Below are 24,141 nucleotides of genomic sequence, written 5' to 3'. Positions count from 1 at the left end.
TGCCGCCGCCGCACAGCCCGATGTCCAGGCCGTCCTGCTCCTGGTGGGCGTACGGGCTGCTTCTTCGCCACGGAGGGGATGGGGGGAAGGGGCGTACGGGGGTCAGGACGCGGGCACGTCGAGCTGGAACTCGTGCGTGCGGCGGTACGAGCGGAACCCCAGCCGGTGGTTGACGGCCAGCATGTGGACGTTCTCGTCGGCGTTGTCCGTCTCGATCTCGACGACGCCGGGGTGCTCGGCGCGCAGCCGCCGCACCATGGCGGCCTTGACCCACAGCCCGAGGCCGTGGCCGCGGTGCGCGGGCACGACCGCCGTGTCGTACTGCTGGGCGCGGGGCCCCACGCCCAGCGGCAGCACGACCTCGGTGTAGCCGGCCATGGTGCCGTCGTCGTGGACGGCGGCGACGGTCAGCAGGGCGTCCCCGCGGTCGGCGACCACCCGGCCCATGGCGCGGACCCGGTCGGCGTCCCAGGCCACGCTGCCGTAGTCCAGGTCTCCCATGGGCATGTCGTTCATCGCGTTCTTGGCCGCGGCGAAGGCGTCGGCGAGGTCGTCGGGGACGGTTCCGGTCCAGCCGGTCAGCCGGTAACCGGGGTGCTCGGCACCGGCTGTCCGCAGAAGGTCGGACGCGACGGTTCCGTCGAGGCGCAGGACGAGGTGGTCCAGGGTGAGCGCCCGCCGGAAGCCGTGGCGTTCGGCGAACGCCTGGCCCGGACCGTCGGCCGCGGCCGTGGTGATCAGGCTGCGCCGGTTCTCGGCGCGGCTGGCCGCCACGACGGCCGACAGCAGGCGGGCACCGGAGCCCAGGCGGCGGTGGGCGGGGTCGACGTGGAGTTCCAGTTCGGCCAGGTGCTCCTGGCCCGGGGAGGTGAACAGCCGCAGGGCGGCGACGCCGGCGGGTGCGCCGTCCGCACCGGTGGCCAGCCAGGTCAGCCGGCGGCTGCCGAGGGCGGGCCCGGTGAGCTGGGAGTGGATCTGCTCCGGGCCGGGCGGCGGTACGCCCGGCAGGTCGTGGGCCGTGGAGGCGGCGACGATCCGATGCCACGCGGCGACCTCGGAGGGCGAAACCGTCTGGAGCGGGTGCACGTGCGGGGGTGTCGGCAAAGGAGTGACTTTCGTGATCGATCCGGCGCTTCCGGATGGGGGCGAGGTGTGCGCCCTCGTCGGCGAGGCTCCGCGACAGGGGGCCTGGAGGGGCATGCCGACTACCTTGCGGGTGGATCTTGATACATTCCCGATGCTTCTTCGATGCACGTGCTGGTGACCCCGGAGTGACGGAATGCGGTTCACGATCCTCGGCCCGGTCGAGGCCGTGGCTCCCGGCTCCGAAGCGCCTGGTCTGGCACCTCGCCATCGCTCGGTGCTCGCCTACCTGCTGCTGCACGCCGGGGTGGCGGTCAGCACGGACCGCCTGGTCGACGCGATGTGGGGGCCACTGCCACCCGACTCCGCCCGCGCGCAGATCCAGACCACGATCGCCGCGATCCGCCGGATGCTCCGCGCTTCGGGAAACGACCGGATGCTGGTCACGCGGCCGGCCGGATACGTGATCACTCCCGGCCCGGGGCAACTCGACCTGGACGAGTTCACCCGCCTGACCGCCATCGCGCCGGACGCCTCCGACGAGCCGGTGGACACCGCGGACCGGATACGCGCCGCGCTGGCGCTGTGGCGGGGAGAGCCGCTGTCCGGCATCACCGCCCACTACGTGCAGGGCGCCCGAGGGCGCCTGGACGGACAACGGCTCACCGCCGTCGAGCGCCTGGCCGAGCTCGAATTGTCCCTGGGTCGCCACGAGGACCTCATCGACGAGCTCTCCGCCCACCTGGCGGCCCACCCGCTGCGGGAGCGGCTGTGCTGCCGCCTGATGCTCGCCCTGCACCGCGCCGGACGCCAGACCGACGCGCTGGACGTGGCGAGAACCTTCCGGTCGAACCTGGCGGAGGAGCAGGGACTCGACCCCGGTCACGCCTTCAGCACACTCGAACAGGACATCCTGCGGGACGCTCCCGGTCTACGGCTGCCGGCCGCCGCGCCGGCGAAACCGCAGGCGAGCAACTTCCTGCCGTTCGACGTCCCGGACTTCACCGGACGCGAGGACGAGCTCGACGGACTGACGCGCACGTGGGCGGGGAACAACGGCGGAGTCGTGACGATCTCGGCGATCGACGGGATGGCGGGAGTCGGCAAGACGACGCTCGCGGTCCACGCGGGCCATCGCCTCGCCGCACGGTTTCCCGACGGGCAGCTCTTCGTGGACCTCCAGGCCCACACCGCCGGTCAGGTGCCGCTCGAATCCGGCGCCGCGCTGGAGCTCCTCCTCGGGCAACTCGGTGTGCCCGCACAGCAGATCCCGGCGTCGCTCGCCGATCGCGCCGCGCTGTGGCGATCCGAGCTCTCCGGCCGCCGGGTGCTGGCCGTCCTCGACAACGCCCTCGGCATCGACCAGGTACGTCCGTTGCTGCCGGGCTCTTCCGCCCGCGCTCTCCTCCTCATCACGAGCCGGCGGCGGCTGACGGACCTGGACGGGGCGCACGCCCTGTCCATGGACGTGCTGCCCGCCGCCGACGCCGTCGAGCTCTTCGCGGCGATCGTGGGAGAACGGGCGACCGCCGAACCCCTGGCCGTCCTCGACGTCCTCCAGCTGTGCGGATTCCTGCCCCTCGCCGTCCGCATCGCCGCCGCCCGCCTGCACCATCGCCCCCGGTGGACCGTCGCCCACCTGGCCGACCGGCTCCGCGACCAGCGCCGTCGCCTCGCCGAACTGACCACCTCCGCACGGGGGGTGGCGGCGGCGTTCACGCTGTCCTACGAGCAGTTGACCGCGGACCAGCAGCGCATGTTCCGGCTGCTGGGGCTGCAACCAGGCCGTGACATCGACCCGGAGGCGGCCGCGGCCCTGGCCGACCTTCCGCTCGACGAGGCCGAGACCCTTCTCGAAGACCTCCTGGACGCGCACGTCCTGGCCCAGCACCAGCTCGGCCGCTACACCTTCCACGACCTGCTGCGCGAGCACGCCCGCGCCACCGCCGCCGCCCAGGAACCCTCCGAGGCCCGGAGCGAGGCCCTCGGCCGCCTCTTCCACCACTGTCTCCACACCGCCGCCGTGGCCGTCGATCACCTCTACCCCGAGGGCAAGAACCGCAGGCCACGCATCCCCGCACCGGACACCCCCTCGTGGCCCCCGCAGGACGAGGCCGAGGCGATCACCTGGCTGGACCGCGAACGGGCGAACCTCATGACGACCGGCCAGTACGCGGCCGAGCACGACTGGCACTCCCACACCGTCCCCCTCGCCGCCACCCTGCACCGCTACCTGCTGGGCCACGGCCACCAGGCCGACGCGCTGACCCTCAACGGCCTGGCACTGCGAGCCGTCCGCCTGAGCGGCGACGCAGCCGCCGAAGCCCGTACGCTGATCGACCGCGGCCAGGTGTACTTCTGGTGGCACGGCGCCTACGAGCGAGCGGCCGAGCACTTCCGGAACGCCCTGGACCTCGCGCGCGGGACCGGCGACCGGGGCGTCGAGGCCAGCGCCCTGGCCGCCCTCGGCACCGTCTCCACGCGGCTGCGCGCGTACGACCATGCCCACGACCACTGCGTGCAGGCCCTCGCGCTCTTCAACGACCTGGGCGACCGCGGCGGCGAGGCGAGGTGCCTGACCGACCTCGGCATCGTCCACGAACGCCGGGGACGGTACGAGGAAGCCCACGAGCACCACCGGCGAGCGCTGCACGTGTACCGCGAGACGGGGTCCCGCATCGGCGAGACGGTCGTGCTGAACAACATCGGACTGCTGTACCAGCGGCAGGGCCGCTACGAGGAGGCCCGGCGCCACCACGACGAAGCCCTCGACCTGAGCCGCCGATTCGACTTCCCCGGTGACGAGGCCGAGTCGCTCAACGCCCTCGCGGAAGCCTCCCGCTCCCTGGGCGACCCCGACCGGGCCGCGACCGAGTTCGACTCCGCGCTGGCTCTCGCCCGGGAGTGCAGTTACCTCCCCGAACAGGCCCGCGCCCACAACGGCCTCGCGCACGTCCACCGCGACCTCGGCCGCATCGACCTCGCCCACGACCACGCCCGACAGGCCCTCGACCTCTATACGGCCCTCGGCGTCCCCGAGGCGGAGGAGCTCCGTACCTTCCTCACCGAGCTGCCGCCGACAGCGACCGACCCCGAACCGCAGGTCAACAAGCAAGGAGAGGAACCGAAATGATCGAACGAGTCCGTGCCGTCCTCGTCACCGCCGACGACACGATGCTGGTCATCCGCCGCACCAGGCCCGGCATCCCCGAGTACTGGGTCCTGCCCGGCGGCGGTGTCGAGCCCGGCGACGAGTCCCGGGAGGCCGCCCTCCACCGGGAGATCCACGAGGAGATCGCGGGGAAGGCGGACATCGTCCGCCCCCTCCACACGATCGAGACCGACGACGAGCGCCAGCTCTTCTACCTCGCCCGGATCGCGACCTGGTCCTTCGACGACCGTACCGGCCCCGAGTTCAGTGCCGAAGGCCGCGGCGCGTACGCGCTGGAGGAGGTCCCGCTGACCCTGGAGGGGCTCGACGGCATCGACCTCAAGCCCGAGGAGATCGCCCTCGTGCTGAGGGGAGCCATCGGCGCCGGAAGCCTCGGAGTCGAGACGTCGCTCTGAGCCGGCGTTCCGCTACAGCCAGTCCTTCTTCTTGAAGACCACGTACAGGCTCGTGCACACCACCGCCATCAGCACCACCGCGAACGGGTACCCGCCCGCCCAGTGCAGCTCCGGCATGTGGTCGAAGTTCATCCCGTAGATCGTTCCCACCAGCGTGGGGGCGAACAGGATGGCCGCCCACGACGAGATCTTCTTGATCTCCTCGTTCTGTTCGAAGCCCGCTTCCGCCAGGGCTCGCATCTCGGCGTTCTGTTGTTGGGTGACCAGGGTCGCGTTGACCGTCAGGATGTCCGTCAGCGCCTGGCGGAAGCCGTCGACGCGTTCGCTGGTGTGCGTGACGTGGTCGGCGACGTCGCGGAGGTAGCGCTGGAGTTCCTCGTCCGTGCCGTACTTCGCGAAGCCGGCCATCAGCGCGTGGAGCATGCCCACCAGGGGGCGGGTGGCGCGCTGGAACTCGACCATTTCGCGGGAGAGTTCGTAGATGCGGCGGGAGACCGACGGGTCGCCGCCGAAGACCTCCGTCTCGATCTCGTCGATGTCGTTCTGGACGCCCGCCACCACCGGGGCGTACCCGTCGACCACCGCGTCGAGGATCGCGTACAGCACCGCCTCGGGTCCCAGGGCCAGCAGGTCCGGGTTCTGCTCCATGCGGCGGCGGACGGCCGAGAGGTCCGGGGCGGCTCCGTGGCGGACGGTGATGAGGAAGTCCGGTCCCACGAAGACGTGCAGCTCGCCGAAGTCGACCTCCTCGGGGGCGTCCAGGTAGCGGGCGGCGCGCAGGACGACGAAGAGGGTGTCGCCGTACCGTTCCAGCTTGGGGCGCTGGTGGGCCTCCATGGCGTCCTCGACGGCCAGTTCGTGCAGGTCGAACTCGGCGGCCAGGGAATGGAGCTCCTCCGCGGTCGGGCGCTGCAGGCCGATCCACGCCATGCCGTCGGGGTGTTCGCGCAGCTGGCGGAAGGTGTCCGCGAGCGTGAGCGGGGAGGAGACCCGGCGGCCGTCGCGGTAGAGCGTCGACTGCACCACGCTCGGTTCCACCGGGCGTGGCCGTTCGGACGACGTCGCGGGCGACTGCGCGGCCGGGCGGCGCCAGGCCGCGCGGGGGCGACGGTCGGACATCGTGCACCTCCTCGATCAGCGGGCCTAGAGCAGGATATATGGGGTGATTCCGCAGCGTTCGGATCTCGTCGACGTGGACTTCAGGACCGCATCTGTCCGCAAGCCCCGATAGCGTGCCGGACATGGCCCTCAAGACGCCCCACCCCGTGCTCGGCACCCGCGCCCTCAACCGCGCCACCCTCGACCGCCAGCTGCTCCTGCGCCCCGCGCCGCTCGGCGTCGAGGAGGCCGTCGCCCATCTTGTCGGCCTCCAGGCCCAGAACACCAAGCCCCCGTACTACGCGCTGGCCGCCCGCCTCGACGGGTTCCGGCCCGAGGACCTGTCCGCCCTGATGGAGTCCCGGCGGGTGGCCCGGATCGTCTCGCTGCGGTCCACCGTCCACACCCACACCGCCCGCGACGCGGTCGGCCTGCGCCGCCTCGTGCAGGCCGGAGCGATCGACCGGGAGCTGAGGATGTTCCACAAGGGGCTCGACGGCGTCGACCTCGACCGGCTCGCCGACCTCGCCACCGCCTACGTCGAGGAGCAGCCCCGCACCCCCAAGGAGCTGCGGGAGCACCTCCTCCGGGAGTGGCCGGACGCCGACCCACTGGCGCTCACCATCGCCGCCCGCTGTCTGCTGCTGCTGGTGCAGGTCACCCCGCGCGGCCTGTGGCGGCGCAGCGGGCGGGTCGCGCTCACCACCGTCCGTACCTGGTTCGACGGTCCCGAGGACGAGGCCGCCGACCTCGACGAGACCGTACGGCGCTACCTCGCCGCCTTCGGCCCCGCCTCCGTCAAGGACATGCAGACCTGGTGCGGCCTGACCCGGCTGCGTCCCGCCTTCGAGCGGCTCCGCCCCGAGCTGCTCGTCTTCCGCGACGAGCAGGGCACCGAGCTCTTCGACCTCCCCGACGCGCCCCGCCCCGACGAGGACGTCCCCGCCCCGGTCCGCTTCCTCCCCGAGTTCGACAACCTGCTGCTCTCGCACGCCGACCGCACCCGCGTCGTCCCCGCCGAACACCGCACCCGCACCTGGACCGGCAACCAGGCGCACCGCACCTTCCTCGTCGACGGCTTCCTCGCCGGCATCTGGCACCTCGACGAGGCGAAGGACCGGACCACGCTCACCATCGAACCCTTCGCACACGTGACGCGCGCGGCACGCGCCGCCCTCGCCGCCGAGGCGGAACGGACCCTCCGGCTCCTGACGCCTCCCGGCACTCCGTACGACATCGTCCACGCGGAGAGCTGACGGGCGGGGAGGGGACGGAGGACCGTGGCGGGGGAGGGGGGCGTGCGTTGCACGAGCCCCCTACGGCAGCCCCCCTACGGCAGCGCCCCCGTGCGTCGGGCCGTCACCACCGCCTCCAGGCGGGTGTGGGCGCCCAGTTTGCGCATCGCCGAGCGCAGATAGCCCTTCACCGTCTCGGGGCGGAGCCCGAGCCGCTCCGCCGCCGTCGCGTTCGTCGCGCCCGAGGCGACCGCCGCCAGGACGTCCACCTCGCGCGGGGTCAGCGGCACGCCGGCGGCCGCCGGGGCGGTGCCCGCGGCGGACGCCAGACGCCCGCAGACGGCCAGGAGCCGCTCCCGGAGCGCCGGGTCGACGACCTGCGGGGCGAGTTCGCGCAGCTCCCCGTACGCCTGCCGGACCTCCTCCCAGGACGGGCCCGGCGCCGGCGGCGCGAGCAGTCGCCGCACCTCGTCCCGTACGGCCAGGGCCTGCTCCACGTCACGGGCCGCCGCCATCGCCGCGTCGAAGACCCGCTCGCCGATCGGCAGGGACTCGCGCACCGCCCCGTAGAGCACACCGCGCACCTTCCGCCGCACGACGACGGGGACGGCGATCACCGCGCGCAGCCCCTCCGCCGAGACCGGGACGTCGTACTCGTGGGTGATGGACCGCGACGCCGCGTAGTCCGTCACCGCGCACGGCCGCGACAGCGCGAGGCACTTCCCGCCGAGGCCCGAGCCGGCCGAGATGGTCAGGCCGCGCAGCGCCGGCGTCACGGCCCCGCTCAGCTCCGCGATCCGCACCGTGCGGCCGGCCGTCCCCTCCTGGAGCAGCCCGCCGAACACGACGGGCAGCCCGCTGGCGCGCCTCAGCCGCGACAGGGCCGCCCGCAACTCGACCGCTTCCGTCATCTCGGGCACGGAACCACTCCTTCACCCCCGAACGGGGGTAGTGAGACCTGGGTCACCGATTACACGATGTCCGGGACAGGTCCCGCAATGAGGAGGACACATGACGCCCACGAGCGCGACCGGCGCGACGGAGAGGTTCCGGGCCGCCCGGGACTTCCTGCTGCAGCATCGCGAGGACTACGAGACGGCCTACGAGGGCTTCGCCTGGCCCCGGCCCGACCGTTTCAACTGGGCGCTCGAATGGTTCGACGTCATCGCGCGGGACAACGACAGGACCGCGCTGCACATCGTCGAGGAGGACGGCTCCGAGACGCGGGTGAGCTTCGCCGAGATGTCCGCCCGCTCGAACAGGGTCGCGAACTGGCTCAGGGCCCAGGGCGTGCGCGCCGGCGACCGGATCGTCCTGATGCTCGGCAACCAGGTCGAGCTGTGGGAGACCGTGCTCGCCGCGATGAAGCTGCGCGCCGTCCTCATCCCCGCCACCCCGCTCCTCGGCCCCGCCGACCTCCGCGACCGCGTCGACCGGGGCCGCGCCCGGCACGTGATCGTGCGGGCCGAGGACACCGCCAAGTTCGACGACGTCCCCGGGCGGTACACCCGGATCGCGGTCGGCGGCGACGGCGTCGACTGGCTGGGGTACGAGCACGCCGACGGGCACTCGGACGTGTTCGAGCCCGACGGCGTCACCCTCGCCGACGACACCCTGATGCTGTACTTCACCTCCGGCACGACCGCCCGCCCCAAGCTGGTCGAGCACACCCACGTCTCGTACCCCGTGGGCCACCTCTCGACGATGTACTGGATCGGGCTCAAGCCCGGCGACGTCCACCTCAACATCTCCTCGCCGGGCTGGGCGAAGCACGCCTGGTCCAACCTGTTCGCGCCGTGGAACGCGGAGGCGACCGTCTTCATCCACAACTACACCCGCTTCGACCCCGCCCGGCTCATGGACGAGATGGAGCGCAACGGCGTCACCAGCTTCTGCGCGCCGCCGACCGTGTGGCGGATGCTGATCCAGGCCGACCTGAGCCAGCTGAAGACCCCGCCGCGGGAGGTCGTCGCCGCAGGGGAACCCCTCAACCCCGAGGTCATCGAGTCCGTGCGGCGCGCCTGGGGCGTCACCATCCGGGACGGCTTCGGCCAGACGGAAACGGCCGTCCAGGTGTCCAACAGCCCCGGCCAGCGGCTCAAGGAGGGCTCCATGGGCCGCCCGAGCCCCGGCTTCCGGGTCACCCTCGTCGACCCGGTGAGCGGCCGTGCGGACGTCGAGGAGGGCGAGATCTGCCTCGACCTCGCCGTCAACCCGGTGGGCCTGATGACCGGCTACCACGGCGACCCGGAGCGCACGGCGGAGGCGATGGAGGGCGGCTACTACCGCACGGGCGACATCGGCTCCCGGGACGCGGACGGCTACATCACGTACATCGGGCGGGCCGACGACGTCTTCAAGGCCTCCGACTACAAGATCAGCCCCTTCGAGCTGGAGAGCGCCCTCCTGGAGCACGAGGCCGTCGCCGAGGCGGCCGTCGTCCCCGCGCCCGACCCGCTGCGGCTCGCCGTCCCCAAGGCGTACGTCGTCCTCGCGGCGGGCTGGGAGCCGGGCGAGGAGACCGCGAAGGCCCTCTTCGCGCACTCGCGCGCGGTCCTCGCCCCGTACAAGCGCGTCCGGCGCATCGAGTTCGCCGACCTGCCCAAGACCGTCTCCGGCAAGATCCGGCGCGTCGAGCTGCGCCGGCTGACGGCGGAGGGCGGCGGCACGGAGTACGCGGAAGGTGACCTCGCATGAACCTGTCCTACTCCCACGGAACCTCCACGACGGAACTCCTCGGCGACACCGTCGCCGGCAACCTCGACCGGGCCGTCGCCGCCTGGCCCGATCGGGAGGCCCTCGTCGACGTCCCGACCGGACGCCGCTGGACGTACGCGGAGTTCGGCGCGGACGTCGACCGGCTGGCCGGCTCCCTGCTCGGCAGCGGGGTCCGCAAGGGCGACCGGGTCGGCATCTGGGCGGTGAACTGCGCCGAGTGGGTCCTCGTCCAGTACGCGACCGCCCGCATCGGCGCGATCATGGTGAACATCAACCCCGCCTACCGCGCCCATGAGTTGGCGTACGTCCTCAAGCAGGCCGGGATCTCGCTGCTCTTCGCCTCCCTCGCCCACAAGACGAGCGACTACCGCGCCATGGTCGAGCAAGTCCGCAACGATTGCCCGGAGTTGCGCGAGGCCGTCTATTTCGGCGACGCGACCTGGGACGAGCTGCTCACCCGGACGCCCGGCGACCTCCGCCCGGAGCCGCTCTCCTGCGACGAGCCCGTCAACATCCAGTACACCTCGGGGACGACGGGCTTCCCGAAGGGCGCCACGCTCTCCCACCACAACATCCTCAACAACGGTTACTTCGTGGGCGAGATGATCGCCTACAGCGAGCGGGACCGCATCTGCGTCCCGGTGCCCTTCTACCACTGCTTCGGCATGGTCATGGGCAATCTCGCGGCCACCTCGCACGGCGCCTGCCTGGTCATCCCGGCCGCCTCCTTCGACCCGGCCGCGACCCTCCGCGCGGTCCAGGAGGAGCGCTGCACCTCGCTGTACGGGGTGCCGACGATGTTCATCGCCGAGCTCGACCTCCCCGACTTCGCCGCGTACGACCTCTCCACGCTCCGCACCGGGATCATGGCGGGCTCGCCCTGCCCGGTGGAGGTGATGAAGCGGGTCGTCGCCGAGATGAACATGGCGGAGGTGTCGATCTGTTACGGCATGACCGAGACCTCTCCCGTCTCCACCCAGACCCGCCGCGACGACGACCTGGAGCGCCGCACCGGCACGGTGGGCCGCGTCATGCCGCACGTCGAGGTCAAGGTCGTCGACCCGGCGACCGGGCTCACGGTGGAGCGCGGCACGGCCGGAGAGCTGTGCACCCGCGGCTACAGCGTCATGCTCGGCTACTGGGACGAGCCGGAGAGGACCGCCGAGGCGATCGACAGCGGCCGCTGGATGCACACCGGGGACCTCGCGGTCATCCGGGACGACGGCTACGTGCAGATCGTCGGCCGCATCAAGGACATGATCATCCGGGGCGGGGAGAACGTGTACCCGCGCGAGATCGAGGAGTTCCTCTACGGGCACCCCAAGATCGCGGACGTCCAGGTCGTCGGCGTCCCCGACGAGCGGTACGGCGAGGAGATCCTGGCCTGCGTGATCCCCCGCGACCCCGCCGCCCCGCCCACCCTGGACGAGATCACGGCCTTCTGCCGGGACCGGCTCGCCCACTACAAGATCCCGCGCAGGGTGGAGATCCTCACCGAGTTCCCGATGACGGTGAGCGGCAAGGTGCGGAAGGTGGAGCTGCGGCAGACGTACGGGTCCTAGGGGGTGTCTCGGAAGTCCCGCACAGCACCCGCGGCGCCCGGCACGCCCCCTCGCCGCACCGGCCGAAGACCCGAGCAGCTCCGCTACGAGGGCCTTCGTCCGGCACGCCGAGGGCACGCACCGGACACCGCGGGCACCGCACAGGATTTTCGAAACACCCCCTAGATCAGCTCCCGGCGCATGCAGACGCGGGGCCAGACCGACAGGCCGTGGGCCGCCTCGGCGCGGCTGATGGCCCGCAGCCCCTCCGTGAGCGCGGGATCGGAGTCGCCGAGCGGGCGGAAGCCGAGCCGCGTGTAGTACGGGGCGTTCCACGGCACCTCGGTGAAGGTCGTCAGCGTCAGCGCCGCCAGGCCCTGCTCACCGGCGGCTGCCGCCAGATGCTCGATCAGCGCCCGGCCGACGCCCCTGCGGGCGGCGTCCGGGTGCACCGAGACCTGCTCGATGTGGGCGGCGCCGTCGACGGTGTCGGTGAGCAGATAGGCGACGGGCCGGTCCGCGGAGTCCACCGCCACCCAGGCCCTGCCCGCGCTGCGGTACGACTCCAGGACGTCGAGGGGCAGCGGGTCGTCGTCGGCGATCGCCGCCATGCCGAGGGTGCGGAACGGCTCGCCCGCCGCCCGTTCGATGTCCTGGAGCAGCGGGAGTTCGGCCGGAGCGGCCGCTCTGATGCGCATACGCCAGTATGGCGCGGCCTCAGCACGGCGGTCCGCCCGCACCCGGACCGCCGTCCGCCGACGGCCGGTTCCGGTCGTCGTCGCGTGGGCCCCCGTGCTCCGAGGGCCGGTCCAGGAGGCCGCCGTCGCGGGAGAAGCGCGGCAGGAACAGGGCCAGGGCGGGATCGCCGTACAACGCCACGTACAGCTGGACGAGCCGTCCGTCCGTCACCTCCCGCCGGTGCGCCGGCAGCGGGTGCCGCTCCCGCAGGCCGGCGAGCAGCCGCCGCGCCGCCCCGGTCGTGTCCGGCAGCCGCAGCAGCGCCACCGCCACCAGGACCGGCGGAAGACCCGCCGCGAGCGCCGCGGCGAGGCCCGCGCCCCTCGTCCCCGTCACGAGCGCTCCCGCCAGCGCCGTCAGCGGTACGCACCCCAGCAGCACCCGGGCCGTCCGCCGCCGCCCGAGCGGTCGCAGCAGCCCCGCCCCGCGCAGCCCGGCGCGCAGGGCGTCCACGGCCCGCCGCACCTCGGGGCGCACGGCGAGGGCCCGCAACGCCAGGGCCCGGTGCAGCGCCCCGTGCACGCCGAGCTGTACGGGGTCACGCGTGCGTCCCGGTCCGCCGTTGGCCCGAATCGTATGTTTGCGGCCCGCGGCGACCGCTCCGCGCTGGTGCAGCGCCACCAGGGCGACGGTGACCGCCGCCCGCCGCCCGCCGCGCAGCAGGGCGAGGGCCTGCGGCGCGGGCACCGTGCCCGCGCTCGCCGTGCCGCCCTCCCGGCTGCGGGTTCCGCGCGCGGTCAGCAGGAGAGCGGCCAGCAGCAGCTCGCCCCAGGCCGCTCCGATGAACCACCACGTCCCCGTCGGCATCGCGCCCACCCCCCGAGGGTGTTGTGCCCGGGGGAGCGTGATCGTCACGCGTGAATGGCCGATTTCGGATGCCGAGGAGTTGTGTGCGGCCGCCGCGCTCAGGTGCCGCCCGCCGCGAGCTCCTCCGCCGCGCGGTTGACGGGCTGAGGGGTGCCCGTGAGGTCGAGGACGAAGAGCGGGAGACCGATCTCGGCGGCGCGTGAACGGGCCTCCGGGGTGTAGCCCGCGAGCGAGAAGAACACGCTGACCGCGGCGGAGGTCAGCCCGTTCAGCCAGAGGCACTCGACGGCCCGCAGTCCGGCCGGCCGGGTGCTCGGATCGACCTGGGCGATCAGGCCGGGCGCCCTCAGATCCACGCCGGACGCCGGGCGCTCCTCGGGCTGGACGACGTCACGGTAGCCGAGCCAGCGCAGATATCCGGCCGCCGCGGCGACCGCGTCCCGCGAGGTCCGGATGGTCACCGGCCGGAAGGCCCCGCGCCGCGGCTCCGGGCGCGGGGCCGTGACGGGGAGCGGGATGTGCGGGGGATACCGCTCGGCGAAGGTACGGGGCCCGCCGGACTCGGCCCCACCGGACCCGGCCCCCGCCCCGGCCCCGCCGCCGATCGCACCGGTGCCGGGGTCCGCGGTCGGGTCCGCCCCGAGCCGGCCGGGCCCGTCCCCGCCGCCGTCCGCCCCTGGCCCGGGGGTCCCGGCCGCACCGCCCCGGGCCCCGGGGCCCGGTCCGAACCAGGGGGACCCCGGGGCGGCGGGAGGCGGTGAGGAGCCGTCGGGCTGCGCCTCGGACGGCAGCCGGATTCCCGGCCCCTGCTCCGGGCGTGTCCCGGCGTCCGGCCTCGGCTCCGGGCGTGTCCCGGCGTCCGGCCTCGGCTCCGGGCGTGTCCCGGCGTCCGGCCCCTGCTCCGGAGGCGTCCCGGGCGTCTCCCGGGACGGGGGAGGGGCGGGCGTCGTGGGAGGCGGCGACGAGACGACCGGGAAGGGCGTCGGCGCCCCGGGCTCCCGCCCCGCCTCGGACCCTCCGCCCGTACGGGTCACGTCGCCGCCCACCGCCTCCGGCCCTTCGGGGCGGCTTCCGAGGGTTCCGGCCATCGCGCCCCCCGTCCCCGCCGGGCCGTCGGGGACGGCGCCCCCGTCCGCCTCGTCCCGTCCGGTCGCCGGTTCCGGTCCCGTACCGCCTTCGTCCGCCCTCCGTACCGGTATCCGCAGGACCGTCCCGCACGGGCAGCCCAGCTCCGGGTGGGGCCAGTCGGTCGCGTGGCCGCAGGCCCCGCAGCGGACGGTGACCCACGTGTCGGCCCAGTTCCGGTGCGTGATCGGCTCCACGAGCCCGTCGGCGGCCACCGCCGGGGCGACAGGGCGGCCGCAGGCGCAGGGGAAGGCGGGTGGCGCGTACGCCTGCGTGCGCAGGCACTCCGGACAGCGCACCGGTACCGACTCGCCCACAGCCCAACCCCCTGTCGTTCCGCCCCATCGTCCCCCCATCCGCTGCCCGGAGGGAGGGTGTTCGGCCACTTCCGTGATCCCGGCGGGCGGACTTCTCTTGACGGTTCTCCGCAGCCCGACCTACATTGCTTCCGTATAGCAGAACAGTATTTCCGCATTACGGAAACAGGCGGTCGGGTCTCCCGAGACGAGCCACCCGCCTGGATCCGCCCGGCCGAAGCAGGAGCACTCCCATGCCTCGTATGACCGCCGCCGCAGCGGCCGTTGAGATCCTCAAGCGCGAAGGCGTCACCCAGGCGTTCGGCGTCCCCGGCGCGGCGATCAACCCCTTCTACCGCGAGCTCAAGAACGTGGGCGGCATCGGCCACACGCTGGCCCGCCACGTCGAGGGCGCGTCCCACATGGCCGAGGGCTACACCCGTGCCAAGGCCGGCAACATCGGCGTCTGCATCGGTACCTCCGGCCCGGCCGGCACCGACATGATCACCGGCCTGTACTCGGCGATCGCCGACTCGATCCCGATCCTCTGCATCACCGGCCAGGCGCCGACCTCGAAGCTCCACAAGGAGGACTTCCAGGCCGTCGACATCGCCAGCATCGCCAAGCCGGTGACGAAGGCCGCGACGACCGTCCTGGAGGCCGCGCAGGTCCCCGGCGTCTTCCAGCAGGCCTTCCACCTGATGCGCTCCGGCCGTCCCGGCCCGGTCCTCATCGACCTCCCGATGGACGTCCAGCTGACCGAGATCGAGTTCGACCCGGAGACGTACGAGCCGCTGCCGGTCTACAAGCCGTCCGCGACCCGCGCCCAGGCGGAGAAGGCGCTGTCCTTCCTCCTGGAGTCCGAGCGCCCGCTGATCGTCGCCGGCGGCGGCATCATCAACGCCGACGCCACCGACCTGCTCGTCGAGTTCGCCGAGCTGACGAACATCCCGGTCATCTCCACCCTCATGGGCTGGGGCACCATCCCGGACGACCACGAGCTCGCCGCCGGCATGGTCGGAGTCCAGACCGCGCACCGCTACGGCAACGCGACCTTCCTGGAGTCGGACTTCGTCCTGGGCGTCGGCAACCGCTGGGCCAACCGTCACACCGGTTACAACATGGACGCCTACACCAAGGGCCGGAAGTTCGTCCACGTCGACATCGAGCCCACCCAGATCGGCAGGATCTTCGCCCCGGACTTCGGCATCGCCTCCGACGCCAAGGCCGCCCTGGAGCTCTTCGTCGAGATCGCCAAGGAGTGGAAGGCCGCGGGCAAGCTCCCCGACTTCTCCGCCTGGGCCGCCTCCGCGCAGGAGCGCAAGGCCACCCTCCAGCGCCGCACGAACTTCGACAACATCCCGATCAAGCCGCAGCGCGTCTACGAGGAGATGAACAAGGCCTTCGGCCCGGAGACCCGCTACGTCACCACCATCGGCCTCTCCCAGATCGCCGCGGCGCAGTTCCTGCACGTCTACAAGCCGCGCCACTGGATCAACTGCGGCCAGGCCGGCCCGCTCGGCTGGACCATCCCGGCCGCCATCGGTGCCGCCACCGCGGACCCGGAGACCCCGGTCGTCGCCCTCTCCGGCGACTACGACTTCCAGTTCATGATCGAGGAGCTGGCGGTCGCCGCCCAGCACAAGGTCCCCTACGTCCACGTCCTCGTGAACAACGCCTACCTCGGTCTGATCCGTCAGGCGCAGGGCAACCTGGGCATCAACTTCGAGGTCAACCTCGAGTTCGAGAACATCAACACCCCGGAGATCGGCGTCTACGGCGTCGACCACGTCAAGGTCGCCGAGGGCCTCGGCGTCAAGGCCATCCGCGTCACCGACCCGGACAAGCTCGGCGAGGCGCTGGAGGAGGCCAAGAAGCTGGCCGTCGAGCACCAGGTCCCGGTCGTCGTCGAGGCCATCCTGGAGCGCATCACCAACATCGCCATGAGCAAGACGGTCGACATGAGCGACGTCACCGAGTTCGAGGACCTGGCCACCGAGCCCGGCCACGCGCCGACGGCGATCAAGGCCCTCCAGGTCTGATCGAATCCCTCAGCAGAGGGACCGACCCCCGCCCCGAGGAGCACCGGGGCGGGGGTCTCCCTGTGCCGCCACGAGGACCGCGCCCGCCTCCGTCCACTCGTAGAGCACCGAGCGCCCCGCCCTCCCGCGCCGGACGAGCCCGGCGTCGAGCAGCACCCTCAGGTGCCGCCCCACCGAGCCGAGCCCCTGCCCCGTGAGGGCCACCAACTGGCTGGTGGACAAAGGCGATCCGAGCCGTACGAGCACCCCGGCGCGGGCCGTCCCGAGCAGGGCCCCCAGGGCCTCGGGCACCGTCGGTCCGGCCGCGTCCGCGAGGACCCCCGAGCAGGCGTAGACGATCGCGTACCGCTCCGTCCCCTCCCAGGACACCCAGCCGGTCGCCGGCGTCACCGGCACGAACAGCAGCCGCCCGCGCTCCAGCGAACGCGGCGGGTAGTCACGGGTGTTGACCTGGAGCCGCCCGTCGCCGAGCCAGCGCATCTTCCCCGGACACAGCTCGTCGAGCGCCGACGCCCAGCCGCCCCGGCTCAGCAGCGCCGTCCGCGCCACCACATCGGCCTCCAGGATCCGCCGCCGCCGCGCCCACTCCGGCCGCACCGTCTCCCGCCACACCCAGCCCAGGACGCCCGCGAGTCGCTCCGGCAGGTCGCGCGCGGAGCGCAGCGGCTCCGGCACCGGGCCGCCGATCGCGACGGCCAACTGGTCGACGGCGTCGGCCGGCCGGGTCGCCCGCACGGCCTCGACCTCCTCGTCGAAGCTCCGCTCGCGGTCGCCCAGCGGGGTGGGGGTGAGGAAGTCCGCGTTCCAGGTGGGCCCGATCGCCGCCCGTACGAGCAGCGCGTCGAGCGGCTCGGCCGCGAGCCGCTCACGGTAGGCGCGCAGGTGCCGGCCGAGCCAGGCGCGCTCGCCCGGGTGCGCCGCCCGGCCCGCGTGGAGGGTCTTGAGCGAGGCGACCGTCTCGGCGAGCGGCGAGAGCACGAACCCGCTCCCCGCCAAGGTGTCCGTGCCGATCCGCCACCAGCCCACGTTTCGCCTCCCCGCGAAACATTACCGGTGGCCCGGGCGCTCTCCGAGAATCCGCTCCATGCCCCGCTACCGCGCTCTCTTCCGCACCCCCGAGTTCACCCCGCTCTTCGTCACCGGCTCCGCCCACACCGCCGCCCAGACCGTCGCCGGGCTCGGTCTCTCCACGCTCGTCTTCCGCGCGACCGGCTCCCCGTTCCTCTCCGCGCTGGCCCTCTTCGGCCCCTCCCTCGCCCAGCTCCTCGGCGCGACCACCCTGCTCTCCGCCGCCGACCGGCTGCCGCCGCGCGCCGCGCTCTCCGGCATCGCCCTCTTCTTCGCCCTCGGCACCGCCGTCCTGGCGATCCCGGCCCTGCCGACCTGGGCGGTCTTCGTGGTCCTGCTCGCCGAGGGGCTCGCGGCCTCGCTGGGCGGCGGGGTGCGCCACGGCCTCCTCGACGAGATCCTGCCGCGCGAGGAGTACCTGCTCGGCCGCTCCGTGATGAACATGGCCGCCGGCGTCTTCCAGATCTGCGGCTTCGCGACCGGAGGGCTCCTCGTCGCCCTGCTCTCGCCGCGCGGCGCGGTACTGGCGGGCGCCGGGCTCTACCTCGCCGCCGCGGCGGCCGCCCGCCTCGGCCTCGGGGGGCGTCCGCCGCGCGCGGCCGGGCGGCCGTCGGTCGCCGAGACCTGGCGCACCAACGGCAGGCTCTGGGCCGTGCCCGCCCGCCGGCGGGCCTATCTGGCGCTCTGGGTGCCGAACGGTCTCGTCGTCGGCTGCGAGTCGCTCTTCGTGCCGTACGACCCCGAGCGCGCCGGGCTGCTCTTCGCCTGCGGCGCGCTCGGGATGCTGGCGGGGGACACCGCCGTCGGCCGCTTCGTACCGGCGCGGCTGCGCGGCCGGATCCGCTTCCCGCTCCAGGCGCTGCTCGCGGCCCCGTTCCTGCTGTTCGTCCTCGACCCCGTCCTCCCCCTCGTGCTCGTCCTCGTGACCGTGTCGGCGGTCGGGTACGGGGCGAGCCTGCTGCACCAGGAGCGGCTGATGACCCTGGTGCCGGAGGAGCTGAGCGGTCACGCGCTCGGGCTGCACTCCTCGGGGATGCTCGCCCTCCAGGGGGTGAGCGCCGCGCTGGCCGGCACCCTCGCCCAGTACGCGTCGCCGCGCACGGGCATGGCGCTGCTCGCCCTCGCCTCGCTCACCGTGACGCTTCTGCTGGCCCGCGCGGAAAAAGAAGAAGAGCGCGGAACCAGGGACCGTAAACCTGGTTCCGCGCTCTCCCGTTGGTGACCGCCCGGCGGCACGAGGCTGGCGCGACAGGACGTTCGCGTCGCCGGGCGGAGTCTTGGGGTGTGGCGGGTGTTGCGGGTGTTGCGGGTGTTGCGGGTGTTGCGGGATTCCCCGGAAGGGGGGCGTTGGGACCGCGGCGGTGCCGACGGGCGCCTGGTGATCCTCTTCCTTCAGGTCAGGAAGGGGGCCCTGCGTCCTTACCACCGCACTGGCTCGGTGCCGCCGCGGTCCTCACGCTTGTCCGGTTCGCCGACCACCCCTCATCCGGGTCGGCGCTCCGGACCGCGTACGGCGCTGACCTCCCGTCAGGTGCCGTACGCAGTCTGGGTGCTGCTGTGCGGGTCAGTCCTCGCGCAGGGCCTCGACGGCCTCGCGGACGCGCTTGCCGTAGTCGGCGTCGGCGGCGGCGAAGTGCGCGAGGTTCTTCTCGATGACGTCCTCGCGGGACACCTGGGACAGGCCGCCGGCGATGTTGGCGATCAGGCGCTTCTTCTCGTCCTCGGACATCAGGCGGTAGAGCTCACCGGCCTGGAAGAAGTCGTCGTCCTTGGTGTGCGCGGGAGCCTCGTGCGTGCCGGTCCAGCCGTGGATCGCGAGCGGCGCGGAGAGCGCGGCGTCGGTCTGGGCCGGGCCCTGGTACGAGTTGGGCTCGTAGTTCTTGTCGTAGCGCGAGCCCTGGCGGGTGGCCATGGCGCCGTCGCGGCCGTAGTTCTCGGCCACGGTCGCCTTGGGGGCGTTCACCGGGAGCTGGGTGTGGTTCACACCGAGGCGGTAGCGGTGGGCGTCCGCGTAGGCGAAGAGGCGGCCCTGGAGCATCTTGTCCGGCGAGGGACCGATGCCCGGCACGAAGTTGTTCGGGGAGAACGCGGCCTGCTCGACCTCGGCGAAGACGTTGTCCGGGTTGCGGTCGAGGACCAGACGGCCCACGCGCTGCAGCGGGTAGTCGCTGTGCGGCCACACCTTGGTGAGGTCGAAGGGGTTGAAGCGGTACTCGGCGGCCTCGGCGGCCGGCATGATCTGGACGTACAGGGTCCACGAGGGGCTCACGCCGCGCTCGATGGCCTGGAGCAGATCGGTCTGGTGCGAGTTGGCGTCCTTGCCGACGAGCTCGGCGGCCTGCTCGGCGGAGAGGGAGCGGATGCCCTGGTTCGTCTTGAAGTGGTACTTGACGAAGAAGGCCTCGCCGGCCTCGTTGGTCCACTGGTAGGTGTGCGAGCCGTAGCCGTTCATGTGACGGTACGAGGCGGGGATGCCGCGGTCGCCCATGAGCCAGGTGATCTGGTGGGTGGCCTCGGGGGCGTGCGCCCAGAAGTCCCAGACGTTGTCCGGCTCCTGCTTGCCCGTGAAGGGGTCGCGCTTCTGCGAGTGGATGAAGTCGGGGAACTTGATCGGGTCCTTGATGAAGAACACCGGGGTGTTGTTGCCGACGAGGTCGTAGTTGCCCTCTTCGGTGTAGAACTTCAGGGCGAAACCGCGGGGGTCGCGCACGGCGTCCGCGCCGCCGAGCGAGTCGGCCACGGTGGAGAAGCGGAGGAAGGTCTCGGTCTTCTTGCCGACCTCGCCGAGGAAGTCCGCCTTGGTGTACGCGGTGACGTCGTCGGTCACCTCGAAGTAGCCGTACGCGCCGGAACCGCGGGCGTGCACCACGCGCTCCGGGATCCGCTCACGGTTGAAGCGCGCGAGCTTCTCCAGCAGGTGCTGGTCCTGGAGGAGGAGAGGGCCACCGACGCCGGCGGTGGCGGAGTTCTGGTTGTCGGCGACGGGGGCGCCGGACTCGGTCGTAAGCACGCGCTTCGACATCGTGACCTTCCGTACGGGAGCTCTGCTGACGGTGCGAGGAGCGTAAATTCGGCTCGAACAGCACGTCAACAGTTTGTTGAAAATGAAGTGTGGTGTTCCGGTCGGCGGCGACGCCTGGGCGCGACAGGACAGGTTGTCAGCGCCGCCGCCGACCGGAAATCAGGGGCCCCGGTGAAGGGGCGCGGGATCAGACCTGCTGGCCGGAGAGGCGCTCGACGGCGCGCAGCAGGGCCGAGTGGTCCAGGCCGCCGTCACCCTGCGCGCGCAGCGAGGCGACGAGCTGGGCGACGACCGCGCCGACCGGGAGGGCCGCACCGACGTTGCGGGCGGCGTCGGTGACGATGCCCATGTCCTTGTGGTGCAGGTCGATCCGGAAGCCGGGCTTGAAGTCCCGGTTCAGGAAGTTGTCCTTCTTGCGGGTCAGCACGGTCGAGCCGGCCAGGCCGCCGTTGAGGACGTCCAGGGCGGCCTGGAGGTTCACGCCGGACTTCTCGAGGAAGACGACGGCCTCGGCGCAGGCCTGGATGTTGACCGCGACGATCAGCTGGTTGGCGGCCTTCACCGTCTGGCCCGAGCCGTGCGGGCCGCAGAGCACGATGGTCTTGCCGAGGGCCTCCAGGATCGGGAGGGCCTCGTCGAAGTCGGCCTGCTCGCCGCCGACCATGATCGAGAGGACGGCCTCGATGGCGCCGGCCTCGCCGCCGGACACCGGGGCGTCGATGACGCGGATGCCCTTCTCGGCCGCGTTCTTCGCCAGGTCGACCGAGGTCTGCGGGGTGATCGACGACATGTCGACGATCAGCGCGCCCTGCTTGGCGTTCTCCAGGATGCCCTCGGGGCCGTAGGAGATGGCCTCGACCTGCGGGGAGGCGGGCACCATCGTGATGATGACGTCGGCGTCCTTGACGGCCTCGGCGATCGAGCCGGCCGCGGAGCCGCCGGCCTTGGCGAGGCGCTCCAGCTTGTCCTGCTCCAGGGTGAAGCCGGTGACCGAGTAGCCGGCCTTGAGGAGGTTCTCGGACATGGGGGAGCCCATGATGCCGAGGCCGATCCAAGCGATCTTGGGAAGAGTGCTCATGGTGAGGGTGCCTCTCAAAACAAGGTGGTACGGGGAGGGAGCCTGCGTCAGCGGGCGGCGCGAGCCTCGGCCGGGAGCCATTCGAAGGATGCGGCGGCGTCGGCGGCCTTGTACTCCAGGCCGACCCAGCCGTCGTAACCGGCCTTCTTCAGCTCGTCGAGGAGCTGCTCCAGCGGGAGCTCGCCGGTGCCCGGAGCGCCACGGCCCGGCTTGTCGGCGATCTGCACGTGGCCGGTCTTGTCGGCGTACTGTGCGATGACCGCGCTGACGTCCTCGCCGTTCATGGCCAGGTGGTAGATGTCGAGCAGGAACTTGGCGTTCCCGAGGCCCGTGGCGGCGTTGACCTTGTCGACGACCTCGATCGCGGAGGGGGCGCTCACCAGCGGGTAGAGCGGCGACTCCGGCTTGTTGAGGGTCTCGACGAGGAGGATCGCGCCGATGCGGTCGGCCGCGCGGGCGGCCAGGACCAGGTTCTCCAGGGCGAGGGTGTCCTGGATCTGCGGGTCCACGCCCTCGACGCGGTTGCCGTACAGCGCGTTGAGCGCCTTGCAGCCGACCGAGGCGGCGAAGTCGGCGGCCACCTCGATGTTGGCGCGGAAGCGGTCCGACTCTTCCCCGGGCAGGGAGAGGGCTCCGCGGTCCGGGCCGGGGAGCTGCCCGGCGTAGAAGTTCAGGCCCACCAGCTGGGTGCCGGCGTCCTCAAGGGCCTTCTTGAGGGCGTCGAGCTCGCTCTGCTCGGGGGTGGCGGTGTCGATCCAGGGCCACCACAGCTCGACCGCGGTGAAGCCCGCCGCGGCGGCGGCCGCGGGGCGCTCCAGGAGCGGGAGTTCCGTGAAGAGGATCGACAGGTTCACATCGAAGCGCTGGTCCGTGTATCCCATGAGGGGCGGCGCTCCTTCCGTATTGCGGAAGTAAGTTTCTGTCTGACGGAATGTTGCAAGGAGGGCCACGCACTTGTCAAGAGGTCCCCGCAGGTCCGGGGCTCCCGTAGGGCGGGGTGGGGCCGTAGCGTGGGGCCATGGAGCGTTTGAGAGTGGAGTTCACGACCGAGCCGTTCGACCTCGACGAGGCGCCGGCGCACGCGGTCGTGGCCCGTGAGGTCATCCAGTCGGCCGAACTGGACGCGGTCGACGTCGGCCCCTTCGGCAATACGGCGGAGGGCGGCGCCGACGCCGTGCTCACCGCCGTCGACGCCCTGCTGCGCAGGTCGCTCGCGGCCGGCGCCACCCGCGTCTCGCTCCAGGTCAATGTGATCGGGGAGGACGAGAAGTGAGCGAGCACCCTTTGGTCGCGGCCGTGAAGCCCCTGGTGGACGCCATGGGCGCCGAGCTGCTGGTCCCCACGCAGGCGGAGGGCGACGACGTCGTCCTGTCCTGGGAGGGGGAGGATGTGCTCGCCGTGCGGTTGCCGCAGCTCTCGGACTCCCTGGACCACATCCTCGCGGCGATGGAGCGGCGGCACGGGATGCCACTGGCCGAACTGGACCGCAAGGCGAAGCAGGAGGTGGTCCGGATCCTGGAGGCACGGGGTGCCTTCTCGGTCCGCCATGGCGTGGAGACGGTGGCCGGCGCGCTCGGCGTCAGCCGTTTCACGGTGTACAACTACCTGAACCGGGAGACCGCCCTGAACAGGGAAAAGGCCACTCAGGGCGAGTAGTTGATCATGTTTGGCCAGGAGCCGTCGTCCAGATGTCGGGACGACGGCTTTTGTGTGGCCGAGTTTTCAACAAAGTGTTGACGTTGTGTTGCGGAGGGCGTTAGCTATCCGCAGCCCGTCCGACGCACAGCGAAAAACAGCCACGGAGGCTTCCCGTGACTTCAGGTACGACACCGGGCCTCACCCGGTTCAACACCTCCTCGGACAGCGAGGCCGTCGCCACGCTCCACGAGGTGTGTTCCAGTTCGGCGTGGGGGAGCAAGCTTCTCGCCCAGCGCCCGTACACCACCGCCGAAGCCCTCTTCCTCGCCAGCGACGCCGCCATGGCCGAGCTGACCGCCGAGGACCTGGCCGAGGCGATGGCGGGGCACCCGCCGATCGGTCGTCCGAAGGCCGGGGACCCGACCTCCTCCCGCGAACAGAGCGGGATGGCCGGCGCCTCCGCGGAGCTCAAGGCCGAGATGCTCGAACTGAACCTGGCCTACCAGGACAAGTTCGGTCATGTCTTCCTCATCTGCGCCACCGGCAGGACCGGCGAGCAGATGCGCGACGCGGTCCGGGACCGGATCGGGAACTCGCCCGACCAGGAGCGGGAGATCGTCCGCACCGAACTGGGCAAGATCAACCGCATCCGGCTGACCCGTCTCGTAGAGACCTCCGAGGAAGAGAGCTCCGCATGAGCACCGACACCACCGCCTCGGTGTCCACGCACATCCTGGACACCAGCATCGGCCGCCCGGCCGAAGGCGTGGCCATCACGCTCGCGGCCCGCAGCGGCTCCGACGCGGAGTGGGTCACGCTCGGCGGCTCCGCCACCGACGCGGACGGGCGCTGCAAGGACCTGCCGGCGCTGCCGGAAGAAACCACCCACGTGCGTCTCGACTTCGAGACCGAGACGTACTTCGCCAAGAAGCAAGCCGAGGCGCAGCAGGACGCCCCCCGCGTAAGGGACAGCGGTGCGTTCTTCCCGGAGGTGGCGATCACGTTCGCCGTCAAGCCGGGCGAGCACTACCACGTACCGCTGCTGCTCAACCCGTTCGGCTACTCCGTTTACCGAGGGAGCTAGC

General features: G+C 72.2%; 21 protein-coding genes. 11 read left to right on the top strand and 10 right to left on the bottom strand.

Translation table 11 applies throughout. From position 1 onward, the window contains the following. Positions 1-102 precede the first annotated feature (102 nt). Positions 103-1,086: a GNAT family N-acetyltransferase gene (locus ABTY59_RS30130; protein WP_352022228.1), complete on the bottom strand. Its 984-nt coding sequence runs from the start codon at positions 1,084-1,086 to the stop codon at positions 103-105. A 193-nt stretch (positions 1,087-1,279) separates the two neighbouring features. Here ABTY59_RS30130 and ABTY59_RS30125 point away from each other — a divergent pair, with 193 nt between their 5' ends. Together ABTY59_RS30125 and ABTY59_RS30120 are read left to right on the top strand one after the other, a co-directional pair. Continuing rightward, entirely contained in the window at positions 1,280-4,216 is a 2,937-nt protein-coding gene (locus ABTY59_RS30125; RefSeq protein WP_352022227.1) for an AfsR/SARP family transcriptional regulator, read from the top strand. Continuing rightward, positions 4,213-4,650, top strand: a complete 438-nt coding sequence (locus ABTY59_RS30120) for an NUDIX hydrolase (protein ID WP_352022226.1) — start codon at positions 4,213-4,215, stop codon at positions 4,648-4,650. The genes ABTY59_RS30125 and ABTY59_RS30120 overlap by 4 nt, the downstream gene beginning before the upstream one ends. A 12-nt stretch (positions 4,651-4,662) precedes the next feature. On the opposite strand, the gene ABTY59_RS30115 is transcribed toward ABTY59_RS30120, so the two are convergent. After that, positions 4,663-5,769, bottom strand: coding sequence for a magnesium and cobalt transport protein CorA (locus ABTY59_RS30115; protein WP_352022225.1), 1,107 nt, complete (start codon positions 5,767-5,769; stop codon positions 4,663-4,665). 122 nt (positions 5,770-5,891) lie between these two features. Between ABTY59_RS30115 and ABTY59_RS30110 the strand changes: the two genes are divergently transcribed. Further along, the gene (locus ABTY59_RS30110; protein ID WP_352022224.1) at positions 5,892-7,004 is read left to right on the top strand and encodes a winged helix DNA-binding domain-containing protein; all 1,113 of its coding nucleotides are present in this window, start codon (positions 5,892-5,894) and stop codon (positions 7,002-7,004) included. Between the two features lie 74 nt (positions 7,005-7,078). On the opposite strand, the gene ABTY59_RS30105 is transcribed toward ABTY59_RS30110, so the two are convergent. Beyond that, positions 7,079-7,903 (bottom strand): helix-turn-helix transcriptional regulator, encoded by an 825-nt coding sequence (locus ABTY59_RS30105; RefSeq protein ID WP_352022223.1) that lies wholly within the window; start codon positions 7,901-7,903, stop codon positions 7,079-7,081. Positions 7,904-7,994: 91 nt separating this feature from the next. Between ABTY59_RS30105 and ABTY59_RS30100 the strand changes: the two genes are divergently transcribed. Next, positions 7,995-9,680 carry an AMP-binding protein gene (locus ABTY59_RS30100; RefSeq protein ID WP_352022222.1) on the top strand — a complete coding sequence of 562 codons (1,686 nt, stop codon included), beginning with the start codon at positions 7,995-7,997 and terminating at the stop codon, positions 9,678-9,680. After that, complete coding sequence (locus ABTY59_RS30095; protein ID WP_352022221.1) at positions 9,677-11,263, top strand: AMP-binding protein; 1,587 nt, start codon at positions 9,677-9,679, stop codon at positions 11,261-11,263. Before ABTY59_RS30100 ends, ABTY59_RS30095 begins: the two co-directional genes overlap by 4 nt. Before the next feature lie 161 nt (positions 11,264-11,424). Here the strand turns inward: ABTY59_RS30095 and ABTY59_RS30090 are convergent, their stop codons facing one another. The 3 genes from ABTY59_RS30090 to ABTY59_RS37695 form a co-directional block, all read right to left on the bottom strand. Next, positions 11,425-11,940 (bottom strand): GNAT family N-acetyltransferase, encoded by a 516-nt coding sequence (locus ABTY59_RS30090; protein WP_352022220.1) that lies wholly within the window; start codon positions 11,938-11,940, stop codon positions 11,425-11,427. Positions 11,941-11,959: 19 nt separating this feature from the next. Continuing rightward, the gene (locus ABTY59_RS30085; RefSeq protein WP_352022219.1) at positions 11,960-12,787 is read right to left on the bottom strand and encodes a TIGR04222 domain-containing membrane protein; all 828 of its coding nucleotides are present in this window, start codon (positions 12,785-12,787) and stop codon (positions 11,960-11,962) included. A gap of 98 nt (positions 12,788-12,885) precedes the next feature. Then, on the bottom strand, positions 12,886-14,229 hold the full coding sequence (locus ABTY59_RS37695; protein WP_502995444.1) for a hypothetical protein: 1,344 nt from the start codon (positions 14,227-14,229) through the stop codon (positions 12,886-12,888). Between the two features lie 242 nt (positions 14,230-14,471). On the opposite strand from ABTY59_RS37695, the gene gcl reads away from it, so the two are divergent. Then, positions 14,472-16,250, top strand: coding sequence for a glyoxylate carboligase (gene gcl / locus ABTY59_RS30075; RefSeq protein WP_352022299.1), 1,779 nt, complete (start codon positions 14,472-14,474; stop codon positions 16,248-16,250). 9 nt (positions 16,251-16,259) lie between these two features. On the opposite strand, the gene ABTY59_RS30070 is transcribed toward gcl, so the two are convergent. After that, a complete protein-coding gene (locus ABTY59_RS30070; protein ID WP_352022218.1) occupies positions 16,260-17,276 on the bottom strand; it encodes an ArsR/SmtB family transcription factor in 1,017 nt (338 codons plus the stop codon). Between the two features lie 58 nt (positions 17,277-17,334). Here ABTY59_RS30070 and ABTY59_RS30065 point away from each other — a divergent pair, with 58 nt between their 5' ends. Further along, positions 17,335-18,540, top strand: coding sequence for an MFS transporter (locus ABTY59_RS30065; protein WP_352022217.1), 1,206 nt, complete (start codon positions 17,335-17,337; stop codon positions 18,538-18,540). Between the two features lie 342 nt (positions 18,541-18,882). Here the strand turns inward: ABTY59_RS30065 and ABTY59_RS30060 are convergent, their stop codons facing one another. The 3 genes from ABTY59_RS30060 to ABTY59_RS30050 all read right to left on the bottom strand — a co-directional run bounded on the left by ABTY59_RS30060 (position 18,883) and on the right by ABTY59_RS30050 (position 22,299). Then, on the bottom strand, positions 18,883-20,340 hold the full coding sequence (locus tag ABTY59_RS30060) for a catalase (protein ID WP_352022216.1): 1,458 nt from the start codon (positions 20,338-20,340) through the stop codon (positions 18,883-18,885). Positions 20,341-20,527: 187 nt separating this feature from the next. After that, a complete protein-coding gene (locus ABTY59_RS30055; RefSeq protein WP_352022215.1) occupies positions 20,528-21,418 on the bottom strand; it encodes a 2-hydroxy-3-oxopropionate reductase in 891 nt (296 codons plus the stop codon). Positions 21,419-21,465: 47 nt separating this feature from the next. Continuing rightward, positions 21,466-22,299 (bottom strand): TIM barrel protein, encoded by an 834-nt coding sequence (locus ABTY59_RS30050; RefSeq protein ID WP_352022214.1) that lies wholly within the window; start codon positions 22,297-22,299, stop codon positions 21,466-21,468. Between the two features lie 137 nt (positions 22,300-22,436). Here ABTY59_RS30050 and ABTY59_RS30045 point away from each other — a divergent pair, with 137 nt between their 5' ends. The 4 genes from ABTY59_RS30045 (at position 22,437) to uraH (ending at position 24,140) form a co-directional block, all read left to right on the top strand. Beyond that, on the top strand, positions 22,437-22,691 hold the full coding sequence (locus tag ABTY59_RS30045) for a YkoF family thiamine-binding protein (protein WP_352022213.1): 255 nt from the start codon (positions 22,437-22,439) through the stop codon (positions 22,689-22,691). A gap of 44 nt (positions 22,692-22,735) precedes the next feature. Beyond that, positions 22,736-23,074, top strand: coding sequence for a helix-turn-helix domain-containing protein (locus ABTY59_RS30040; protein ID WP_352022298.1), 339 nt, complete (start codon positions 22,736-22,738; stop codon positions 23,072-23,074). 155 nt (positions 23,075-23,229) lie between these two features. Continuing rightward, entirely contained in the window at positions 23,230-23,754 is a 525-nt protein-coding gene (gene uraD, locus ABTY59_RS30035; RefSeq protein WP_352022212.1) for a 2-oxo-4-hydroxy-4-carboxy-5-ureidoimidazoline decarboxylase, read from the top strand. After that, positions 23,751-24,140 carry a hydroxyisourate hydrolase gene (uraH, locus tag ABTY59_RS30030; protein ID WP_116158141.1) on the top strand — a complete coding sequence of 130 codons (390 nt, stop codon included), beginning with the start codon at positions 23,751-23,753 and terminating at the stop codon, positions 24,138-24,140. The genes uraD and uraH overlap by 4 nt, the downstream gene beginning before the upstream one ends. Position 24,141 lies beyond the last annotated feature (1 nt).

It is taken from the genome of Streptomyces sp. NPDC096079 (assembly GCF_040303145.1).
Taxonomy (GTDB): domain Bacteria; phylum Actinomycetota; class Actinomycetes; order Streptomycetales; family Streptomycetaceae; genus Streptomyces.
The sequence above is the reverse complement of the archived record's forward strand: the minus strand, read 5'-3'. Positions and strand labels throughout refer to the sequence as shown.

Coding starts and splice junctions, on each gene's coding strand:
- ABTY59_RS30065 (WP_352022217.1), top strand. CDS start 17,335: ATGCCCCGCTACCGCGCTCTCTTCCGCACCCCCGAGTTCACCCCGCTC.
- ABTY59_RS30095 (WP_352022221.1), top strand. CDS start 9,677: ATGAACCTGTCCTACTCCCACGGAACCTCCACGACGGAACTCCTCGGC.
- ABTY59_RS30040 (WP_352022298.1), top strand. CDS start 22,736: ATGGGCGCCGAGCTGCTGGTCCCCACGCAGGCGGAGGGCGACGACGTC.
- ABTY59_RS30045 (WP_352022213.1), top strand. CDS start 22,437: ATGGAGCGTTTGAGAGTGGAGTTCACGACCGAGCCGTTCGACCTCGAC.
- ABTY59_RS30055 (WP_352022215.1), bottom strand. CDS start 21,418: ATGAGCACTCTTCCCAAGATCGCTTGGATCGGCCTCGGCATCATGGGC.
- ABTY59_RS30085 (WP_352022219.1), bottom strand. CDS start 12,787: ATGCCGACGGGGACGTGGTGGTTCATCGGAGCGGCCTGGGGCGAGCTG.
- ABTY59_RS30125 (WP_352022227.1), top strand. CDS start 1,280: ATGCGGTTCACGATCCTCGGCCCGGTCGAGGCCGTGGCTCCCGGCTCC.
- ABTY59_RS30090 (WP_352022220.1), bottom strand. CDS start 11,940: ATGCGCATCAGAGCGGCCGCTCCGGCCGAACTCCCGCTGCTCCAGGAC.
- ABTY59_RS30100 (WP_352022222.1), top strand. CDS start 7,995: ATGACGCCCACGAGCGCGACCGGCGCGACGGAGAGGTTCCGGGCCGCC.
- ABTY59_RS30060 (WP_352022216.1), bottom strand. CDS start 20,340: ATGTCGAAGCGCGTGCTTACGACCGAGTCCGGCGCCCCCGTCGCCGAC.
- ABTY59_RS30050 (WP_352022214.1), bottom strand. CDS start 22,299: ATGGGATACACGGACCAGCGCTTCGATGTGAACCTGTCGATCCTCTTC.
- uraH (WP_116158141.1), top strand. CDS start 23,751: ATGAGCACCGACACCACCGCCTCGGTGTCCACGCACATCCTGGACACC.
- ABTY59_RS30110 (WP_352022224.1), top strand. CDS start 5,892: ATGGCCCTCAAGACGCCCCACCCCGTGCTCGGCACCCGCGCCCTCAAC.
- ABTY59_RS30115 (WP_352022225.1), bottom strand. CDS start 5,769: ATGTCCGACCGTCGCCCCCGCGCGGCCTGGCGCCGCCCGGCCGCGCAG.
- gcl (WP_352022299.1), top strand. CDS start 14,472: ATGACCGCCGCCGCAGCGGCCGTTGAGATCCTCAAGCGCGAAGGCGTC.
- ABTY59_RS30120 (WP_352022226.1), top strand. CDS start 4,213: ATGATCGAACGAGTCCGTGCCGTCCTCGTCACCGCCGACGACACGATG.